Below are 18,032 nucleotides of genomic sequence, written 5' to 3'. Positions count from 1 at the left end.
GCGAAAGGGACAAAGAATGGCAATGACAGATGTGACCATCCGGGGCGCAGGTATCTTTGGCCTGTCGATTGCATGGCGCTGTGCGCAGCTTGGCGCACGCGTACAAGTGATTGACCCAAAAGGAGCAGGCGCAGGATCAAGCGGCGGTGTCGTCGGCGCGTTAGCGCCTCATGTTCCCGAAAACTGGAACGCCAAAAAAGCCTTTCAATTTGAAAGCCTCATTCTGTCAGAACACTTTTGGGCTGAGGTGGAGGGCACTGGTGGTCTGTCAACCGGATATGGTCGAACTGGTCGTCTGCAACCCATTGCAGATGATGCGGCCCTCACGCTTGCCAAAGAACGTGCCCAGAACGCGCAAGACCTTTGGCAGGGGAAAGCCGACTGGCGCATCATTGACGCAGCGCAAGCCGGACCATGGGCGCCCATTAGCCCCATGGGGCTTTTGATCCATGACACTTTGAGCGCTCGCATGCATCCACGCCAGACCTGCGCAGCCCTTGTTGCGGCCTTAGGCACTCATGGCGTTGCAATCAAAAGCGAAGGGGCGGATCAAGGATTCGTAGTACATGCGACAGGCTACGCAGGCCTAAAAGAGCTGAACACAGGGCACAGTCGCCTGATCGGCACGGGTGTAAAAGGTCAGGCCGCTGTTCTGGCTTATAGGGCCACAGAAGCGCCCCAGCTTTTTGCCGACGCCCTGCATATTATCCCGCACGCCAATGGCACAGTAGCGATCGGATCAACCACAGAACGCGACTTTGAAAACCCCGACACGCCCGATGCATTGCTAGAAGATGTCATCGACCGGGCCCGCCGTACCTTTCCCGTTTTGGAGCAGGCAGAAGTCCTGGAACGCTGGGCCGGAGTTCGCCCGCGATCCCGATCACGCGCGCCCATGCTGGGAGCGATACCAGATCGTCCAGGTCATTTTATTGCCAATGGCGGTTTTAAAATCGGCTTTGGCATGGCCCCCAACGTAGCACGGGTGATGGCGGATCTGATCTTAGAGAATCGCGACCAGATCCCCAAAGGGTTTCGCTTTGAAGATAATCTTTAACGGCCAATCTCTTTGCGCAGCGCAGACATAAGATCCGTTAAAGTCTGGGCATAGCGTTCAGAGACTAGATGTCCTTTGTCATCAAACTGTTCATATGAGGTGGCGATATTTATGGCTGGTCCCGGCACAACGCGTGCCATGAAAGGCTGCATCATACTGCGCAAAATCACCTCGGCTTGCGCACCGCCCCCCCGTCCGGCTGCGGCAGACATCACTGCAACGGGTTTATCTGTCCAGGGTGCTGCTTTTGTGCGGCTGACCCAATCCAATGCATTTTTCAACACACCCGAAGGCGCTTTATTGTACTCTGGTGTTGCGATCAAAATCGCGTCGGCCGCAACTATCTGCTCCGCAAGCAATTGAACCTGTTCAGGAATACCTGAACGCTCTTCCAGGTCGCCATCGTAAAGCGGTAAGTTCAGATCTGCCAATTCAACCTCTGCCGTGCCAAAGACACGCGCGGCCTCGCGGAGCAGTTTGGTATTGGTGGCCTCGGCGCGTAGCGACCCTGAAATCAAGAGTAATTTGTAGTGTGACATCCTATTTCCCTCTGGCAAACATATCTGCACCTACGCTAGCATCGTTCATAATCGCACTTAACCCAAGAAAAAGCGCACACAATGTTCAAAAACAAACAAAACCGCCCCCAATGCCTGAGAGCGGTTTCGAGAATAGGAATAAACGCGTTTAGGTGCTTGGGATCACAATGATCTCAACCCGGCGATTGCGTGCTTTTCCTTCCGGGGTAAGATTGCTTGCGATTGGTTCATCTTCGCCACGTCCCACTGTATTAATGCGGTTAAAGGGAACGCCGCCGGCTTGGATCAAATCCGCCACAGCATTTGCACGGCGGTTGGACAAATTAAGGTTATGAAGCGCCTCACCGTCGCTGTCAGCATGGCCAATCACACGCACCAAACTGTTAGGATAGCGCACAAGACTGTCAGCAACCTTCAGCAGATCACCACGGGCGGCGGGTGAAACCTGCGCGCTATCGGTCGCAAAGGTGAGATCATTTGGCAATGTGACGATCAAACGGTCTCCCGTATTCACAATGGAGATCTGATCATTGGCCAACGTCTGACGCAGTTCCGCCTCTTGCTTTTCAAGCTCATTGCCGATCAAACCGCCAACCAACGCACCAGCCGCTGCGGTGCCAATCACACCACCGGCACTATCAGAAGCCAAGGCACCTACGCCCGCACCGATCAATCCACCGATGAGCGCGCCATTTTCAGTTTTGCTCGTTCCACCAGAGTTCAGTTGAGACGGGTCTGTACAGGCGGACAGGCCAAGTGCCCCTACAAGCGCGGCAACCATTGTAATCTTTGAAATGGCCATTTTTTATCCTCATACTGTGTCTGCAGGCCACAAGGGCGTGCTTCTTTAGCTCAATATATCATGTTGAACCGCCGGACACTCAAGCAATTATCAGGGGAATTTCGGCGAAATACCGCCACCGTCGATACCAGTTACTCGTGAGCCTCAAGCTGTACAGCCTCATAGGCCAGCATCGCGCGCTTCACAGGAAGCCCCCAGTGATAGCCGCCCAAACCACCTGACTTGCGCAAAGCGCGATGACACGGAATGATCCAGCTGATCGGGTTTCGCCCAACTGCAGTACCCACAGCGCGGACCGCTTTGGGGGCATCAACCACCCGCGCCAACTCTGAGTAGGTTGTCACATGGCCTGAGGGGATCCGCAACAAAGCTTCCCAGACCTTGATCTGCAGCGGTGCCCCGATCAAATGCAGGCGCGCTTCGCCCGCAGTTTTAAAACAGGCCTGTGCCCAGTCCTGCAAGCGCTCAGGGGCTTCGCAAAATTCAGCCTTAGGCCAGCGCGACTGCATATCCTGAAAGGTGTCTGCACGCCCCGTCTCTGCTGCGAATGCCATACCACAAATGCCACGGTCTGTCCCCATCACCAAAGCCTCGCCAAACGGGCTGTCAAACCATGCCCAATAGATCAGCAACCCACTTCCTTTACGGGCATAATCCCCCGGGCTCATCGCTTCCCAACGCAAAAACAAATCATATAAACGCCCTGATCCAGACAGGCCGACCGCATGTGCAGTCTCCAGCGTGCTGAACCGATCCCGTAGCAAAGATCTGGCGTGATCCAGTCGCAAGAATTGTTGATAGCGTTTGGGAGACACCCCAACCCAAGTTGAAAACAGACGTTGAAAATGCGCCGGGCTCATTTCCATCTGGGCCGCCAGCGCATTTAACGAAAGATCCTGCCCGTTGGCATCGATCACCTCGATTGCACGGCGGATCACACCGTAGTGGTAGCTGCCTTCTATTTCATGGCCCAACATTTGCGTCTCCGTTGCGTTGGCAGCACTCTAACAACAGGTTTTGAACACAGGCGACCCGAAAGATGCGAATTGCGGTCGCACACACAGCGGATCTTTGGCTATGTTGCATCAGATTGATGAAGAGCGCGCGCGCTTTTCAATTGCCCTTCATAAATTCCGCGATAGATAGGCAGCGATGGCAAAGCAACTTGATTATCACACCCTGCGCGAGATCTTTACCCGGTTTCGCGACAGGGATCCCGAACCAAAGGGAGAGCTGGAACACGTCAATGTTTATACATTGGTCGTGGCCGTTGCCCTTTCTGCACAGGCGACCGATGTCGGCGTGAACAAAGCCACCCGAGAGCTGTTCAAAATCGCAGATACGCCACAAAAGATGCTGGATCTGGGCGAAGACGGGTTGATCGAACATATCAAAACCATTGGCCTATATCGGCAAAAGGCCAAGAATGTCATCAAATTGAGCCGTATTCTGGTCGAAGACTACGGCAGCGAAGTGCCAAATTCACGTGCCGCATTGCAATCCCTGCCCGGCGTGGGCCGCAAAACAGCCAATGTGGTTTTGAACATGTGGTGGCAGCAGCCTGCACAGGCAGTTGATACGCACATCTTTCGTGTCGGCAATCGCTCTGGCATTGCACCAGGCAAAGATGTTGATGCGGTCGAACGCGCTGTCGAAGACCACACACCAGCTGATTTCCAACTGCACGCACACCACTGGCTGATCCTGCATGGGCGCTACCACTGCAAAGCCAGAAAACCACTGTGCGGCACCTGTCTCATCCGAGACCTCTGTAAATTCGAGGAAAAAAACCTATGAAAACCTACCAACTCGTCGGAATAGGCAATGCCGTCGGCGATGTGATCACCCAATGCAATGATGCCTTCTTGACCGAGAAGAACATCGAAAAAGGGATCATGCAGCTGGTCGAACAGGACCGCAGCGCAGAGCTTTATGAGGCAATGGGTGAAAGCGTTCAAACGCCCGGCGGTTCAGTTGCCAATACCATCGCGGGTGCTGGTGCATTGGGGTTGAACGCGGCCTTTATTGGGCGTGTCTGCGATGATGACCTGGGGCAATTCTATGCAAAAGCGATGCAAGACGATGGGATTGATTTTGTAAACCCTCCCGTTGCAAATGGTGACCTCCCGACTTCGCGGTGCATGATTTTTGTCACGCCAGACGCTGAGCGGTCACTCAACACCTATTTGGGCATCTCATCTGAACTCAGCAGCGACGACGTACCAACAGAAGTCGCAGGCAACGCACAGATCATGTTCCTTGAAGGGTATCTCTTTGACAAAGACAAAGGCAAAACAGCCTTTATGGAAGCGGCACGTGCCGCCCGTGCAGGCGGCGGTAAAGCCGGGATTTCGATATCGGATCCCTTCTGTGTGGAACGCCACCGGGACGATTTCTTGTCATTGATTAAAAACGAACTGAACTTTGTCATCGGCAATGAAGATGAAATGAAAGCGTTGTTTCAGACGGACGATCTGGATGAAGCCTTGCAAAAAACAGCAAGCATCTGCGATCTCGTGGTCTGCACCCGCTCAGCAGATGGCGTAAGTGTTGTCGAAAGCGGCAAGCGCGTTGATATTGCGACGAAAAAGATCACAGCAATCGACACTACAGGGGCTGGAGATCAATTTGCGGCAGGTTTCCTTTTTGGCATGGCGACAGGCCGAGATGTCGAAATCTGCGCTAAAATGGGCTGTGTCGCTGCAGCGGAAGTCATCAGCCATATCGGACCACGTCCTGAGACAGATGTGAAAGTCCTGTTTGAACAGGCGGGCCTACTATAAACGGTCGATAACGAAAGCGGGCGGGGGGCTCCCGCCCGTCTTGGCAGCCCTAAAGGACCGCCTCTCCTGTTGGGCCACGCGCGGCAAATGCCGCGCGCTTCTCACCTCAGAGCACAGCTTTAAATTCCTCGATCACGCGTGCATAAACTTCGCGTTTGAAAGGGACAATGTTGTCAATCAACTCTTCCACGGGCAGCCAACGCCATTGGCTGAATTCAGGATGTTTGGTTGCAATATTGACTTGCTCATCCCGCCCGGTGAAGCGCATTAAGTACCATTTCTGCTCTTGTCCACGATACTGACCACCCCAGAACTTTGGAACCACATCATGGGGTAAATCATAGGGCAGCCAACCTTCGCTTTCCGCGATCAGTTCGACAAGATCCTGCGTGACCCCTGTTTCTTCTTCCAGCTCACGCAAGGCTGCTGTACGTGGGTCTTCGCCTGCGTCAATGCCCCCCTGCGGCATCTGCCATGCGTCTTTGTGGCGATCCATACGTTGGCCAACAAAAACGGCCCCCTCGCCGTTGAGCAGCATAATCCCGACATTTGGACGGTAGGGGAGTTTGGCGATCTCTTCCGGTGTCATCTCAGAACCCTTTTGTTACTCGTGATCTTAGACCTTGCAACGCCACACAGTGCAAGAGGGTGACGCGGCGTTGTGAGTGACAGTGGCACAGAGAATGCGAAAGTAGTCATGATGATTGGGAGAGATCAGATGACAAGCTATCCAAACCTTTTGGCACCGCTGAACCTAGGCCATGTAACCCTCAAAAACCGGGTGCTGATGGGATCGATGCATACCGGGTTGGAAGAGACCGGGGATTGGACACGTGCTGCCGCGTTTTATGCCGCACGCGCGCGGGGTGGCGTTGCGTTAATGGTCACCGGAGGTGTTGGCCCCAATCCTGAAGGCGCCGTTTTACCCGGAGCCGCTTTGATGCACGCCGCGCAGGATGTCGCCAACCATAAGACGATCACCAAGGCGGTGCATGCGGAAGGCGGGCGTATTGCCATGCAAATCCTGCATGCCGGACGCTACGCCTATGCAAAATCCTGTGTTGCGCCAAGTGCAATAAAATCGCCCATCTCTCCCTTCCCGCCCACCGAACTGGATGAAACCGGTATCGAAAAACAGATCGCAGATATCGTGCAGGCCGCGCGGCTGGCCCAGGACGCAGGCTATGACGGGGTCGAGATTATGGGCAGCGAAGGCTATTTCCTGAACCAGTTTCTTGTGACCCATACCAACCAACGCACAGACCGTTGGGGAGGATCTTATGAAAACCGCATGCGGGTGCCAGTTGAAGTGGTGCGGCGGGTGCGGGCAGCTGTGGGGCCGAATTTTATCCTGATCTATCGTCTGTCAATGATCGACCTTGTGCCAAATGGCAGCAACTTTGATGAAGTTCTTCTACTGGCAAAAGCCGTTGAGGCCGCAGGGGCAAGCCTGATCAATACAGGTATCGGCTGGCACGAAGCACGTGTGCCCACAATTGCAACCTCAGTCCCGCGTGCGGCATTCACATGGGTCACCCAAAAGCTGATGGGGCACGTCCAAATCCCGGTAATCACATCCAATCGGATCAATACTCCTGAGGTCGCCGAGGGCATCCTTTCCTCAGGGCAGGCAGACATGGTGTCCATGGCGCGTCCGCTGCTCGCAGATCCGGATTTTGTTAGCAAAGCTGAAAAGGGAGCTGCAGATCTGATCGCACCGTGCATCGCCTGTAATCAAGCCTGTCTGGATCATACATTTGGTGGCAAGATAGCGTCGTGTCTGGTTAATCCGCGCGCGTGTCATGAAACAACATTGGTTATCGAGCCAACACCCTCATCAAAATCAATCGCTGTTGTCGGAGCCGGGCCTGCTGGGCTTTCAGCCGCACTGACAGCAGCAGAACGCGGTCATAAGGTTACGCTTTTTGACAAGAATTCCGAAATCGGCGGGCAACTTAATTTAGCGAAGCAAGTCCCCGGCAAAGAAGAGTTTCATGGTCTTGTCGACTGGTTTCAAACGCGACTCAAGGCCTCTGATGTTGTTCAAAAACTCAATCATACAGTCCGCGACGAGGATTTAGACGAGTTTGATGAGGTCATACTGGCCAGTGGTGTTTCCCCGCGCGACCCCGGCATTCCGGGTCAAAACCATCCCAACGTGCTGACTTATATAGATGTCTTGCAGGGCGCCCCCGTCGGAGAGCGTGTTGCGGTGATCGGTGCAGGGGGGATTGGTTTTGATGTCGCAGAATATCTCACTCATCCTGACGATCATGCTTGCGTTGATCTTGCTCAATGGCTGCAAGAATGGGGTGTTGCAGATCCCGAATTTCACCGAGGCGGCCTGCATGAAAACGGCCCCGTACCGGCAGCCCCCGCACGTCAGGTGACATTGTTGCAGCGCAAAGCCCAGCGCCATGGCAAAGGATTGGGAAAAACCACAGGCTGGATTCATCGCCTGACCTTGCAACGCAAGAACGTCTCTTTCATTTCCGGTGTGCGCTATGACAGCATTGACGCACGGGGCCTGCAGATGAGTGATCCTGAAAAAAGCTGGCTGTTGGAGGTTGATACTATAGTTCTTTGCGCTGGCCAGATTTCAGACGCGGGGCTGGCCGTGCCGCTTGCGGCACGGGGCAAACCTTATCACGTCATCGGAGGTGCAGAACGCGCTGCTGAACTCGATGCGAAACGCGCGATAGATCAAGGCGTGCGCCTTGCCGCGCGCCTGTAGCGTCAATCGTGTAAATCCAGACTGTCGCGTGGCGTCTGCGCGCGTTCAGTCATACCATAATCCCGCAATACCCCTGCAACGCGCAGACGGTAATCGGCGAAAACACCTGCCCGCCCCTGCGCCTGTGCGAGACGGTGCTCTTCTCCATTACGCCAACTGGCGACGGCATCTTCATCCCGCCAAAAGGACAAAGACAGAAGTTTGTTTGGTGTTGTCAGACTTTGAAATCGCTCGATGGAGATAAACCCATCGACCTGTTCTAAGAGCGGACGCAACAAGGCTGCTTGATCCAAATAAGGATCTTTTTGACCTTCAGCAATTTCCACTTCAAAGATCACCGCAATCATGTGCCGTCCTCCCAAACAGGCTGCATTAAATTCCTCAGCTGCGCGGGTGGTTAGGTGTGCAGTCAAGGCCTGAAACATCTCTTGCAACAATTATCGCAAAGAGTTTCATGGTGTTTTTAGAGCCCATAAGCTTTGCTATATCAACCACTCAAATCAGCGTGACCCGAGGGAGAGGGCCATACAATTGTTCCGTACATCCAAGGCTGAACGCGAAATACGTGCGGCATTGCCAGAGCTTTATCCACGTCTCTGGCGTTACGCGATTGCGCTTACCGGTCGACAAGACTGGGGTGAAGAGCTGGCGCAGGCCACGTCGATACGTGCACTGGAACAGCATCGCCATTTCAAAGCGGGCACTCACGTAGATCGCTGGTGCTTTCGGCTTGCCAAAAACATATGGTTGAACGAGCTGCGCGCACGCCGTGTGCGCACTGGCAACGGGCTTATGCCCATTGAAGAGACTGAAATCCCCAGCACAGCACAATCTGCGGAAGCGAATATATTTGCGCATGAAGTGTTAAACTCCATATATGCCCTTCCCGAGGCACAACGGGTCACTGTTTTGCTCACTTATGTTGAAGGACATAGTTATAAGGAAACCGCCGATATTTTGGAGATACCAATCGGCACAGTCATGAGCCGCCTCGCTGCGGCACGCAAATCCCTGTCGTTTCTCAATCAAGACAGGCTGGAGCAGAGCTAATGTCATCACTTGAAAATACACAGAGATTTTCGGATGAAGATCTGACCGCCTATCTGGATGGCGAGGCAGGACAAGATCTGGCCAACCGGATTGAAGCAGAGCTTGAGACTTCGCAGGAATTGCGGGCGCGCTTAGAGGCTTTGACGCTTCCGATCGGTGACATCAGAGCGCTATGGGATTCCAAGCTCGCAGACGCCCCACCGATGCCCCCGTTACCCCAAGCGGCCCCGCGCCAAGCGCCAGTTCTACCATTTGGTCTGGGCCTCGCGGCGGGTATTGTGGTGATGATTGCCTTTCAATGGAACACAACCCCACCGCCGCCGAAATGGAGCGAATGGCAACAGTCAGCTGCAGCCTATCAGGCACTGTACATGACTGAAACCCTTGCGGGCTTTTCACCAGACACACAAGAAGCACAGCGCCAGCTTGACTATATTGAAGAGCGGTTTGAACTTGAACTGGCCTCAGTAACTGATGCCATAGGCGCGGAATATCGCCGCAGTCAGGTGCTGGGATTTGAACAACGGCCTTTGGCTCAGATCTCGTTGCTGACGGAAGATGGGGTCCCGCTCGCACTGTGTATCATCAGGCGCCCTGTAGAGCCCGACAAAGCGCTGCGCGTCGGTGCGATCGAAGGACTGGCCGCTGCCGAATGGAGCCGAGGGGAATATAGTTTTCTGCTCGTCGGCGGAGAGGACAAAGAGGTTGTAGAGGAGCTTGCTCAACAATTTGTCGAAACGATCTAAAGGATTGTTTCTCTGTTTCCAGCCTCAAAACGGTAAGGCAAAAACCCCTGAATTATCCTTTATACGCCGTTATCCTGCCCCATTTCGGCATCATTCAGAAACCTGTGAAAGGTTAATTGGAGAGAGTAAATGGATCGGCTGACCGAAATGGAAGCCTTTGCAAATGTCGTAGACCAAGGTGGTTTTACGGATGCCGCAAAGAAAATGGGAATTTCGAAATCGGCCGTTTCGAAACATGTCTCAAGCTTGGAATCGCGGCTGGGGGCACGCTTGCTCAACCGGACAACGCGCCGTGTCTCCCCTACAGAAATCGGGCTGGCCTACTATGATCGGGCGCGCCGTGTCTTAAACGATGCAGGCGAAGCAGACGCGCTGGTCACATCAATGCAATCAGCCCCCTCTGGCCTGTTGCGCATTTCCGTTGCAACCGATTTTGGTGTAAACCACCTCTCTCCTGTCTTATCTGATTTTCTGCAAAACTACCCCGATATCACCGTTAATATGGTGCTGAACAACAGGTATGTTGAGCTGATCTCTGAAGGCTTTGACATGGCAGTTCGGATCGGTGAGCTGGAAGATAGCTCATTGCGGGCGCGCAAACTGGCCGAGACCAGTAAACGTATGATCGCCTCACCAGAATATCTGGAAAAATACGGCCGGCCGCAAAAAATCGACGACCTGAACAACCACAAGTTGCTCCACTATTCCAACCAGTCCAGTGGCAGCGTTTGGAAAATCACTGCACCTTCAGGTGAAAAAAGACAGATCCGTACAGGTGGCTGGCTCTCCGTGAACGATGGGCAATCTCTTTTGACTGCTGCAATCTCAGGTCTTGGGATCGCGTATCTTCCCAACTATCTTTATGGCGAGGCTATGGCTGAAGGCTTGGTTGAAGATGTCATGCCAAACCTGCCGATGGAAACCCAAGGCGTTTATGCCGTTTACCCGCCCGGAAAATTCACACAGCCCAAAGTCCGCGCCTTTATCGATTTCCTCGTACAGGCCTTTGCCGAAAAGCAAGCAGAAGACTGGTAGTCTGCACCCTCCTCCTTTCACATCAAATCGGCTCAAAGCTTCTGCTTTGGGCCGGTTTTTTAGTTTTCTTGGAGCAATACAATTTCAACGCGCCGATTTGCATCGCGTCCCGTTTTGCTCAGGTTGGAGGTCAACGGCGCCATATAGCCAGCCCCGGCTGCTTCAAGGCGCTGAGGGTCGATCTGATACCCTTCAATCAACACCTGTCGGACCGCAGTTGCCCGCTTAAATGACACATCAACGTTCGCAGACAAGGCACCTACGCTGTCAGTATGCCCAACAAGCAAAAGCCGCGCCGCAGGGTTCGCCCGTAAAAAATCGGCCACACGATCAAGGCTTGGATACCGCGACCGCGCAAGTCGTGTCGCACCAGAAGCAAAATCCAAATCATCCAGGCGAAAATGACCCGTTTCTGTCAAAACTCTTACAAGATCGGTCTCTCCAGTCGGCAGAGGTAACGGTGCCAGCGGCGCATCCTCAGAGGTCGGCGCCGAGTTCACACCGGGGCGTGACACAAAATCAGCATCATCCACAGTGATGATTTGGACATAAACCGAACTGCCAGACCGCGAGACCAACAGGCTTGCAACCTGCCCATTGGGGTGGCTCGCTGATATAAATTGAAAATCACCGATATTGACGGTCATATCCGGTGCCGGAACCACTTCGATACCAAATCGAAAATCAAACCCTCCGCATTTGGCAGAGGCACATTCAAACCGAAGCGCATAACCTGCCTCTCGCAGTTGATCCCGCAAAGGGGCCAGGACCTGCAAAACCGTATGGCTGCCACTGATCCGCCAGGTCCGTCGTGAAATACGGCCTTCGTGGGTTTCACTTGGCACAACATCGTCTTTCACAGGGCCAAGCGGTAAATCATACTGCCCCAGTGCCAGATCTCTGACCGCAAGGCTGCGCGCCCCTTCAGGCAAACTTAGGTCCACCGCCAAAGCACTGCCAGCAACACAAAGTCCTGTACAGGCTATAAAAATTGCTTTGATCGGAAGCCAAGTCACTAGATATTCAACCGCTCTTTTATCACCATATGCTTTAGGCTTAGGCGTTTTCCTCTAAGATCCGGTAATGGTAATGGCCAACAACGTCCATGCCCAAACTCTGATACAAGTGGTTTGCCGCCTGATTGGCCTGTGTCACGGCCACAGCCAGCTCATACGCGCCGTTGCGCTTTGCCCATTTCCCAGCCTGTCGCATCATCCACCCAGCAAGCCCTTTGCGGCGATGTTCTGGTGCGATTTCCAAACCATGCAGCATCGCGATATCATCGTGTTGCGCCACAAATGCTGTGCCTGCGGGTTGATCATCAATACGACCAAGAATAGCCGTCTTTGCTCCGACGACACGTTCCATTACGGCAAAACGCCGATCTGATATCCCGCCTGCAGTCCAGATCTCTTTTTGGATGGCCAAGGGCGGCCAGATACAAAACGTTGTGACACGCGGGATCACAATATCAGCAAGCTTCGCAGCTGCTACGGTATAGAGCGTGACGGGATCTTTGATCCGATACCCCTGTGCCTCCAATAGTTGATCCAAAAGCGTCTCGCCTTTGCGAATCATAAATTGTGGCGTTTGCCTCACGGCACGCATCTCTGCCTCAGCCTGTCGCAGTGTCGCAAGATCAGGGAGGCCATCTGCCGTTGCACTCGACACACGGCTACCGCCCCCTCGCCCCTCGCGCACAGTAATACATCCGATTGCATGGGTCGTCACAGGCGGCCAGGTCGCCTCAACCGCTGCATAATATTTGGCGTCTCGGCTCAAATCTGCAGCTCCACCGCCAGTTCAGTCAGGGCTTGTTCGATATGGCTGCCATTGGTTCCACGCACAACCACATTTGCTCCATAAACCCCGTTGTCCTGAAAAGGGTAACACCCAATGGACAGATCTTTATATTTTTCAGCCAGTGCAGATAAAGGTGCGGCGATATCGCCCTCTCCTTTCAGCACTCGTAGGGTCTGCGACAACAAAGGATCTCCGCCGGTCAACCCCGCAAGTACGCTTGCCACCATCGCCTGAAATACCGAAGGCACGCCTGCCATCACATGCACATTTTTCAAAGTGAAACCGGGAGCAATAGAGACAGGGTTATCAATCAAAACAGCTCCATCCGGGATCCGCGCCATACGCAGACGCGCCGCATTCAGCTCTTTTCCGCTGCGCTCATAATGTTCGGCCAATAGCGCGCGCGCATCTGCCCTAACATCCAAATGCACCTCAAAAGCACTGGCAATACAATCAGCGGTGATATCATCGTGGGTCGGCCCAATACCGCCACTGGTAAACACATGATCATAAGCAGAAGAAAGCGCCAGAACGGCGGATTTGATCGCCTCAGCATCGTCACTGACAATCCGCACTTCATGGAGGTCAATGCCGTGGTTGGTCAACTCACCAGCCAGATAGTGCATATTTGCATCTCGCGTGCGTCCAGATAGGATTTCATCACCAATAACCAGCATCGAAGCGGTGGGATTCGCCATCTATTTTCTCCTTTGTCTTACGACAAAGGATAGGTCCCGCTGGCCCGGGTACAAGACAGCATCTACGCCCTATAGGCAAAGATTGACTTTGGATCCCACTTTGTTAGGCAAAGGCATGAAATTTGCCACACCTCTTGTCCCCGCCAAACTCGTAAAACGTTACAAACGCTTTCTGGCGGACTGCCGGCTTGAAGACGGGCGCGAAATCACTGCGCATTGTGCAAATCCGGGATCCATGATGGGACTTGCCGCCCCAGGAACACGAGTCTGGCTGGAACCCAATGATGATCCAAAGAAAAAATTGAAATTCGGCTGGCGATTGGTTGATCATGAAAACGGCCATTTCACTGGCGTTGATACTTCAGTCCCCAACCGGGCGTTGCGCACCGCGCTTGAAGCTGGTCAGGTCAAGGAGCTGAGCGCCTATCACACGGTACGCGCTGAAGTGAAATATGGCGAGAAAAGCCGGATTGATTTTCTTTTAACAGAAGAAGGGCTACCGGACTGCTATGTAGAGGTCAAAAGCGTCACGCTCTCGCGGCGCGCTGGCCATGCAGAATTTCCAGATAGCGTTACCGCGCGCGGCACAAAGCATCTTGCTGAGCTGTCTCAGATGGTCTCACAGGGCCATCGTGCTGTTATGCTATATCTCGTGCAACGTACAGATTGCACAAGTTTTTCACTAGCAGCGGACATCGATCCAACCTACGCAAGCGCCTTTCAGGACGCCAGAGCAGCTGGGGTTGAATGCCTGATCTACAGCACATGCATTGACCCAACTGAGATCACATTGGGCAAGCCTCTCCCTTTTGCGGAATGATCCAGGCGACGGGGCCTAGCTCTTTCTCAGCAAAAGCCCTACATAACAGGCTAAGACGCAGGAACGGGAGCCAGAACAGATGAGATCGAAAGACGGCCGTACAACCAAAGACGGTATTCGGATCTACCAGGACAGCGATTTCGCTGGCATGCACGCTGCAGGTGCGCTGGCGGCAACGATCTTGGACGATATTGCCCAGCACGTTTACCCCGGCCAGACCACCGGAGAGATAGACCGTTTGATTACCGAGATGGTCGATACGTCCAATGCGACTTCTGCCACCATTGGCTACAAAGGCTACCAGCACGCCAGCTGTATCTCGGTCAACCATGTGGTTTGCCACGGCATCCCGGGCGATAAGCGCTTAAAAGACGGCGACATCATGAATATTGATGTAACCGTTATCCTTGACGGCTGGTTTGGTGATACATCGCGCATGTACGTCGCCGGGAAATTGCCGCGCAAAGCAGAACGTCTGATCCAAGTTACCCATGATTCCCTGATGAAAGGGATCGAAGCGGTCAAACCCGGCAACACATTTGGCGACATTGGCCATGCGATCCAATCTTATGCGGAAAGCCAACGTATGAGCGTCGTGCGTGATTTCTGCGGCCATGGATTAGGACAAGTGTTTCACGCACCGCCAAATGTCTTGCACTATGGGCGTCCTGGTACCGGACCAAAGCTAGAAGAAGGCATGTTCTTTACCATTGAACCCATGATCAATCTGGGCCGCCCTGAAACAAAGGTGCTTGCGGATGAATGGACTGCGGTGACACGTGATAAATCGCTGTCGGCGCAATTTGAACATTCCATCGGCGTCACGTCAGATGGCTTTGACATCTTCACTTTATCACCAGCTGGCAAATTCCACCCGACCTACGGCTGAAGAGTGCCGCTGCTCTCGTAAGCTCTAACCAGAGCTTACGACAAACCAATCAAGGTCGGCACCTCTTTCATATGATGAAATAGCTCTGCCCCATGTGATTTGAGCGAAGCAGCGTTGTCATGTGGCGCATAGCCCAAACACCGCATCCCTGCACGCGCGGCTGCTAACGCGCCATTGGCGCTGTCTTCAATCACCACACAGTCGCGCGCTTGCACATCGAAATGGCTTGCGGCTGCTAGAAACAAATCCGGGTCTGGTTTTGCGACACCTAGACTATGGGCTGAAAACATGGCGTGCGGATGAAACAGCTCCCATAAGCCGTTTTGCCCCAAAGTGATTTGCATCTTTTCTTCGCTGCCATTTGACGCGACACAAAAAGCAATACCAACCTCTTTGAGCGTCGCCAGCAGCTCAGGAATACCCGGCACCAGAGCCACCCCTTGTCGCAAACGCGTGTAGGTCTCATCGTAAACCTCTGAAACCCAGTCTGCAGGCAAATCCGCCCCAAGGCTGCGCGCTTTTTGCATGACGCCTTTCATCGTACCGCCGACAAAAAGTTCCATGCTCCGATCCAGCGATATATGCAAACCATAGCGCGCAAGATTATCAACAAGCACCTGGTTGGACAGCGTTTCACTATCCACCAGAACCCCATCACAATCAAAAATCACCAGTTTGGGTGTCGGGTTGGTCTGTGGCATCAAAGCCTCCTATCCGCGTGTCGCGGCATTGCGCCACATCAACGTAATATAGGTATCTCCGTATTTGCGACTGCTCTCCAGCTCAAAGCCTTCGCTTACAGGCATTGGGGCGTTTTCCTCCCAGACAATCAATGCGTCATCCGCGACCCAGCCGCCCGACAGAACAACCTGTAACGCCTTTTGGCCCAAATTTTTCCCGTAAGGCGGATCAAGAAAGATCAAATCAAAGGGTGTAGCGGGATTAACAGGCAGTTTGAGCGCATCCCGGCGGATTAATTTGCACCGGTCTTTTGCTTGGCACAGATCGATGTTCTTTTGGATCAATCCAGTCGACACACGCCCATCATCCACAAAGGTCACATGCTGCCCCCCCCGCGACAGCGCCTCTAGCCCCAACGCCCCTGTTCCCGCGAACAGATCAAGAATACGCGCATCCTTAAGAACGCCCGTGTGATTTAGGACGTTGAACAGACTTTCCCGCACGCGGTCGGTTGTTGGGCGCAGGTGCGCACCGGCATCGCCTTTCCCCACGGACGCCAGCGCACGACCCCTGAATTCTCCAGCAATGATCCTCATGCTTTTAACAGCGGTTTAAGATCTGCATCAGGATCAGCCACGACAGATTTATCAGCCGTTTTTTTCTGATCAATCAACCGTTTTGCCACCATGTAGGCACGTGGCTCATTCATCGCATCCACAGCAAGGAGGTCATCGCCCTTATAGTACCAAAACGACATGCTGCGTGCTTGCCCGGCGCGCGTCACAACCGTGTCAAACCCTGTGTTCAATCCCGCAATCTGTAGTTTGACATCATACTGATCTGACCAGAACCAAGGCTGCGCGACATAATCTTGTTGTGCACCCAGCATATTTGCAGCAACGACTTCAGCCTGATCAATCGCATTTGGCACGCTTTCTAAACGAATACGCTGCCCCAGATAGGGGAACGACGCGCAATCTCCCGCTGCCCAAATATATGGATCAGAGGTGCGACCCTGCGCATCCACTTTGATCCCATTGTCTAAGTCGACGCCTGCAAGCTGGGCCAGATCTGTGGTGGGGGCAACGCCGACACCAACGACAACAAAGTCCACATTCAAGCACCGCCCGTCACTCAGTTCTGCGGTCGAAACGTGCCCGGCGTCACCGCAAAGCTGTTTCAGCCCAATCCCTTCGCAGATCTCTACCCCATGCTCCTGATGAAGGGTACGAAAATACCCTGAGGTTTCAGCACAGGCGACCCGTTGCAAAATACGGCTCGCCATTTCTACCAAAGTTACAGAGACCCCACGTTTGGCACAGACCGCAGCTGCCTCAAGACCAATATAACCACCGCCGACAATCAACGCCCGCGCACCTTCGTTGACTGCGGGGGCAAGCGCATCGATGTCTTGCAACGTGCGCACCACATGCACCCCAGCCAAATCGCCACCGATCTCTGCTGGTAGTCTATGTGGCGCAGATCCAGTTGTAAGCGCCAGCTGATCATAGGAGAGCACCTCCCTCCCAACTGTGACAGTCTTGGCAGATGAATCAATCGCGGTGACAGGCTGACCTAAGCGGAGCGAAATATTATTCTCATGGTAAAAACTTTCAGGGCGTAAAAACAAACGCTCCTTCTCCATCTCTCCCAAAAGATAGGCCTTGGACAAAGGAGGACGTTGATATGGCAAGCTATCCTCAGCGCCAATAAGCGTGATTTTGCCGTCAAAACCATCTTTGCGCAGTTTGGCGACCAATGACGATCCGGCCTGTCCTGCTCCAATAACGATAAAATGGCTCATTCGTGGCTTGCCTCCTAAAGAACTTCTGGTCACGGTTCACGCGGACCCTATATGCGGGCTCATGCGAAACGCAAATACTAGAAAGGAACTCGCGATGATTTCTGTCGGAGATACGCTGCCCAACGCAACTTTTACACGGTTGGGCGCAGAAGGACCCGAAGCGGTAGAGCTATCAACGCTGACCAATGGGCGCAAAGTCGCAATTTTTGCGGTTCCCGGTGCTTTTACCCCCACCTGCCATTCCGCACATGTTCCAAGCTTTATCCGCACCAAAGATCAACTGTCTGAAAAAGGTATTGAAGACATCATCTGTGTCTCAGTCAACGATCCTTTCGTGATGAAAGCATGGGGCGAGGCAACTGGTGCAGAGACCGCAGGGCTGACCCTCTTAGCGGATGCTGAGAGCAGTTTCACTGCAGCCATCGGGATGCAATTTGATGCTCCACCTGCCGGGCTTCTTGCCCGTTCCAAACGCTATGCGCTGCTTGCTGAGGATGGTGTGGTCAAAGTTCTGAACGTTGAAGAAAATCCAGGTCAATGCGAGCTCTCTGCAGGGGAAGCCTTGCTCGACACATTGGGCTAAATTTCACC

Annotated in this window: 21 protein-coding genes; 10 read left to right on the top strand and 11 right to left on the bottom strand. The window is 53.5% G+C overall.

What is annotated here, in order from left to right; genetic code table 11:
• The first annotated feature begins 16 nt into the window (after positions 1-16).
• Positions 17-1,057: an NAD(P)/FAD-dependent oxidoreductase gene (locus BLP79_RS14170; RefSeq protein ID WP_090220015.1), complete on the top strand. Its 1,041-nt coding sequence runs from the start codon at positions 17-19 to the stop codon at positions 1,055-1,057.
• On the opposite strand, the gene BLP79_RS14165 is transcribed toward BLP79_RS14170, so the two are convergent.
• The 3 genes from BLP79_RS14165 to BLP79_RS14155 all read right to left on the bottom strand — a co-directional run bounded on the left by BLP79_RS14165 (position 1,054) and on the right by BLP79_RS14155 (position 3,375).
• Entirely contained in the window at positions 1,054-1,596 is a 543-nt protein-coding gene (locus BLP79_RS14165) for an NADPH-dependent FMN reductase (protein ID WP_090220012.1), read from the bottom strand. The genes BLP79_RS14170 and BLP79_RS14165 overlap by 4 nt on opposite strands.
• A gap of 148 nt (positions 1,597-1,744) precedes the next feature.
• On the bottom strand, positions 1,745-2,398 hold the full coding sequence (locus BLP79_RS14160) for a YiaD family glycine zipper/OmpA-like lipoprotein (RefSeq protein WP_090220010.1): 654 nt from the start codon (positions 2,396-2,398) through the stop codon (positions 1,745-1,747).
• Positions 2,399-2,529: 131 nt separating this feature from the next.
• Positions 2,530-3,375: a methylated-DNA--[protein]-cysteine S-methyltransferase gene (locus BLP79_RS14155; protein WP_090220007.1), complete on the bottom strand. Its 846-nt coding sequence runs from the start codon at positions 3,373-3,375 to the stop codon at positions 2,530-2,532.
• Positions 3,376-3,550: 175 nt separating this feature from the next.
• Between BLP79_RS14155 and nth the strand changes: the two genes are divergently transcribed.
• On the top strand, positions 3,551-4,195 hold the full coding sequence (nth, locus tag BLP79_RS14150; RefSeq protein WP_090220006.1) for an endonuclease III: 645 nt from the start codon (positions 3,551-3,553) through the stop codon (positions 4,193-4,195).
• The gene (locus BLP79_RS14145; protein WP_090220003.1) at positions 4,192-5,181 is read left to right on the top strand and encodes an adenosine kinase; all 990 of its coding nucleotides are present in this window, start codon (positions 4,192-4,194) and stop codon (positions 5,179-5,181) included. Before nth ends, BLP79_RS14145 begins: the two co-directional genes overlap by 4 nt.
• A gap of 106 nt (positions 5,182-5,287) precedes the next feature.
• On the opposite strand, the gene BLP79_RS14140 is transcribed toward BLP79_RS14145, so the two are convergent.
• Positions 5,288-5,770, bottom strand: coding sequence for an RNA pyrophosphohydrolase (locus tag BLP79_RS14140; protein WP_090220000.1), 483 nt, complete (start codon positions 5,768-5,770; stop codon positions 5,288-5,290).
• A 129-nt stretch (positions 5,771-5,899) separates the two neighbouring features.
• On the opposite strand from BLP79_RS14140, the gene BLP79_RS14135 reads away from it, so the two are divergent.
• Positions 5,900-7,915 carry an NADPH-dependent 2,4-dienoyl-CoA reductase gene (locus BLP79_RS14135; RefSeq protein ID WP_090220157.1) on the top strand — a complete coding sequence of 672 codons (2,016 nt, stop codon included), beginning with the start codon at positions 5,900-5,902 and terminating at the stop codon, positions 7,913-7,915.
• Positions 7,916-7,917: 2 nt separating this feature from the next.
• Here BLP79_RS14135 and BLP79_RS14130 read toward each other — a convergent pair whose 3' ends face one another.
• Positions 7,918-8,262: an antibiotic biosynthesis monooxygenase family protein gene (locus BLP79_RS14130; RefSeq protein WP_090220155.1), complete on the bottom strand. Its 345-nt coding sequence runs from the start codon at positions 8,260-8,262 to the stop codon at positions 7,918-7,920.
• Positions 8,263-8,446: 184 nt separating this feature from the next.
• Between BLP79_RS14130 and BLP79_RS14125 the strand changes: the two genes are divergently transcribed.
• The 3 genes from BLP79_RS14125 to BLP79_RS14115 all read left to right on the top strand — a co-directional run bounded on the left by BLP79_RS14125 (position 8,447) and on the right by BLP79_RS14115 (position 10,746).
• Positions 8,447-8,965: an RNA polymerase sigma factor gene (locus BLP79_RS14125; RefSeq protein ID WP_232716565.1), complete on the top strand. Its 519-nt coding sequence runs from the start codon at positions 8,447-8,449 to the stop codon at positions 8,963-8,965.
• The gene (locus BLP79_RS14120; protein ID WP_090219997.1) at positions 8,965-9,711 is read left to right on the top strand and encodes an anti-sigma factor family protein; all 747 of its coding nucleotides are present in this window, start codon (positions 8,965-8,967) and stop codon (positions 9,709-9,711) included. The genes BLP79_RS14125 and BLP79_RS14120 overlap by 1 nt, the downstream gene beginning before the upstream one ends.
• 129 nt (positions 9,712-9,840) lie before the next feature.
• Positions 9,841-10,746 (top strand): LysR family transcriptional regulator, encoded by a 906-nt coding sequence (locus BLP79_RS14115; protein WP_090219996.1) that lies wholly within the window; start codon positions 9,841-9,843, stop codon positions 10,744-10,746.
• Positions 10,747-10,805: 59 nt separating this feature from the next.
• On the opposite strand, the gene BLP79_RS14110 is transcribed toward BLP79_RS14115, so the two are convergent.
• From BLP79_RS14110 to BLP79_RS14100, 3 genes are read right to left on the bottom strand one after another with little or no spacing between them, the layout of a single operon-like run.
• Entirely contained in the window at positions 10,806-11,762 is a 957-nt protein-coding gene (locus tag BLP79_RS14110) for an OmpA family protein (protein ID WP_232716563.1), read from the bottom strand.
• Between the two features lie 40 nt (positions 11,763-11,802).
• Positions 11,803-12,528, bottom strand: coding sequence for a GNAT family N-acetyltransferase (locus BLP79_RS14105; RefSeq protein ID WP_090219993.1), 726 nt, complete (start codon positions 12,526-12,528; stop codon positions 11,803-11,805).
• Positions 12,525-13,247: a competence/damage-inducible protein A gene (locus BLP79_RS14100; protein WP_090219991.1), complete on the bottom strand. Its 723-nt coding sequence runs from the start codon at positions 13,245-13,247 to the stop codon at positions 12,525-12,527. Before BLP79_RS14100 ends, BLP79_RS14105 begins: the two co-directional genes overlap by 4 nt.
• 115 nt (positions 13,248-13,362) lie before the next feature.
• Here BLP79_RS14100 and sfsA point away from each other — a divergent pair, with 115 nt between their 5' ends.
• Positions 13,363-14,067 carry a DNA/RNA nuclease SfsA gene (gene sfsA, locus BLP79_RS14095; RefSeq protein WP_090220147.1) on the top strand — a complete coding sequence of 235 codons (705 nt, stop codon included), beginning with the start codon at positions 13,363-13,365 and terminating at the stop codon, positions 14,065-14,067.
• Between the two features lie 79 nt (positions 14,068-14,146).
• On the top strand, positions 14,147-14,956 hold the full coding sequence (map, locus tag BLP79_RS14090) for a type I methionyl aminopeptidase (RefSeq protein WP_090219990.1): 810 nt from the start codon (positions 14,147-14,149) through the stop codon (positions 14,954-14,956).
• Positions 14,957-14,991: 35 nt separating this feature from the next.
• Here map and BLP79_RS14085 read toward each other — a convergent pair whose 3' ends face one another.
• The 3 genes from BLP79_RS14085 to BLP79_RS14075 are packed head-to-tail and all read right to left on the bottom strand — an operon-like array spanning position 14,992 to position 17,441.
• On the bottom strand, positions 14,992-15,657 hold the full coding sequence (locus BLP79_RS14085) for an HAD family hydrolase (protein WP_090219986.1): 666 nt from the start codon (positions 15,655-15,657) through the stop codon (positions 14,992-14,994).
• Between the two features lie 9 nt (positions 15,658-15,666).
• The gene (gene rsmD, locus BLP79_RS14080; protein WP_090219984.1) at positions 15,667-16,233 is read right to left on the bottom strand and encodes a 16S rRNA (guanine(966)-N(2))-methyltransferase RsmD; all 567 of its coding nucleotides are present in this window, start codon (positions 16,231-16,233) and stop codon (positions 15,667-15,669) included.
• A complete protein-coding gene (locus tag BLP79_RS14075) occupies positions 16,230-17,441 on the bottom strand; it encodes an NAD(P)/FAD-dependent oxidoreductase (RefSeq protein WP_090219981.1) in 1,212 nt (403 codons plus the stop codon). The genes rsmD and BLP79_RS14075 overlap by 4 nt, the downstream gene beginning before the upstream one ends.
• A gap of 94 nt (positions 17,442-17,535) precedes the next feature.
• Between BLP79_RS14075 and BLP79_RS14070 the strand changes: the two genes are divergently transcribed.
• Entirely contained in the window at positions 17,536-18,024 is a 489-nt protein-coding gene (locus tag BLP79_RS14070; RefSeq protein ID WP_090219979.1) for a peroxiredoxin, read from the top strand.
• The last annotated feature ends 8 nt before the right edge of the window (positions 18,025-18,032 follow it).

It is taken from the genome of Epibacterium ulvae, assembly GCF_900102795.1.
Taxonomy (GTDB): Bacteria; Pseudomonadota; Alphaproteobacteria; order Rhodobacterales; family Rhodobacteraceae; genus Epibacterium; species Epibacterium ulvae.
Note: the sequence above shows the minus strand (reverse complement) of the source record. Positions and strands in the feature narration are given on the sequence as shown.

Coding starts and splice junctions, on each gene's coding strand:
- BLP79_RS14170 (WP_090220015.1), top strand. CDS start 17: ATGGCAATGACAGATGTGACCATCCGGGGCGCAGGTATCTTTGGCCTG.
- BLP79_RS14165 (WP_090220012.1), bottom strand. CDS start 1,596: ATGTCACACTACAAATTACTCTTGATTTCAGGGTCGCTACGCGCCGAG.
- BLP79_RS14160 (WP_090220010.1), bottom strand. CDS start 2,398: ATGGCCATTTCAAAGATTACAATGGTTGCCGCGCTTGTAGGGGCACTT.
- BLP79_RS14155 (WP_090220007.1), bottom strand. CDS start 3,375: ATGTTGGGCCATGAAATAGAAGGCAGCTACCACTACGGTGTGATCCGC.
- nth (WP_090220006.1), top strand. CDS start 3,551: ATGGCAAAGCAACTTGATTATCACACCCTGCGCGAGATCTTTACCCGG.
- BLP79_RS14145 (WP_090220003.1), top strand. CDS start 4,192: ATGAAAACCTACCAACTCGTCGGAATAGGCAATGCCGTCGGCGATGTG.
- BLP79_RS14140 (WP_090220000.1), bottom strand. CDS start 5,770: ATGACACCGGAAGAGATCGCCAAACTCCCCTACCGTCCAAATGTCGGG.
- BLP79_RS14135 (WP_090220157.1), top strand. CDS start 5,900: ATGACAAGCTATCCAAACCTTTTGGCACCGCTGAACCTAGGCCATGTA.
- BLP79_RS14130 (WP_090220155.1), bottom strand. CDS start 8,262: ATGATTGCGGTGATCTTTGAAGTGGAAATTGCTGAAGGTCAAAAAGAT.
- BLP79_RS14120 (WP_090219997.1), top strand. CDS start 8,965: ATGTCATCACTTGAAAATACACAGAGATTTTCGGATGAAGATCTGACC.
- BLP79_RS14115 (WP_090219996.1), top strand. CDS start 9,841: ATGGATCGGCTGACCGAAATGGAAGCCTTTGCAAATGTCGTAGACCAA.
- BLP79_RS14100 (WP_090219991.1), bottom strand. CDS start 13,247: ATGGCGAATCCCACCGCTTCGATGCTGGTTATTGGTGATGAAATCCTA.
- sfsA (WP_090220147.1), top strand. CDS start 13,363: ATGAAATTTGCCACACCTCTTGTCCCCGCCAAACTCGTAAAACGTTAC.
- map (WP_090219990.1), top strand. CDS start 14,147: ATGAGATCGAAAGACGGCCGTACAACCAAAGACGGTATTCGGATCTAC.
- BLP79_RS14085 (WP_090219986.1), bottom strand. CDS start 15,657: ATGCCACAGACCAACCCGACACCCAAACTGGTGATTTTTGATTGTGAT.
- rsmD (WP_090219984.1), bottom strand. CDS start 16,233: ATGAGGATCATTGCTGGAGAATTCAGGGGTCGTGCGCTGGCGTCCGTG.
- BLP79_RS14075 (WP_090219981.1), bottom strand. CDS start 17,441: ATGAGCCATTTTATCGTTATTGGAGCAGGACAGGCCGGATCGTCATTG.
- BLP79_RS14070 (WP_090219979.1), top strand. CDS start 17,536: ATGATTTCTGTCGGAGATACGCTGCCCAACGCAACTTTTACACGGTTG.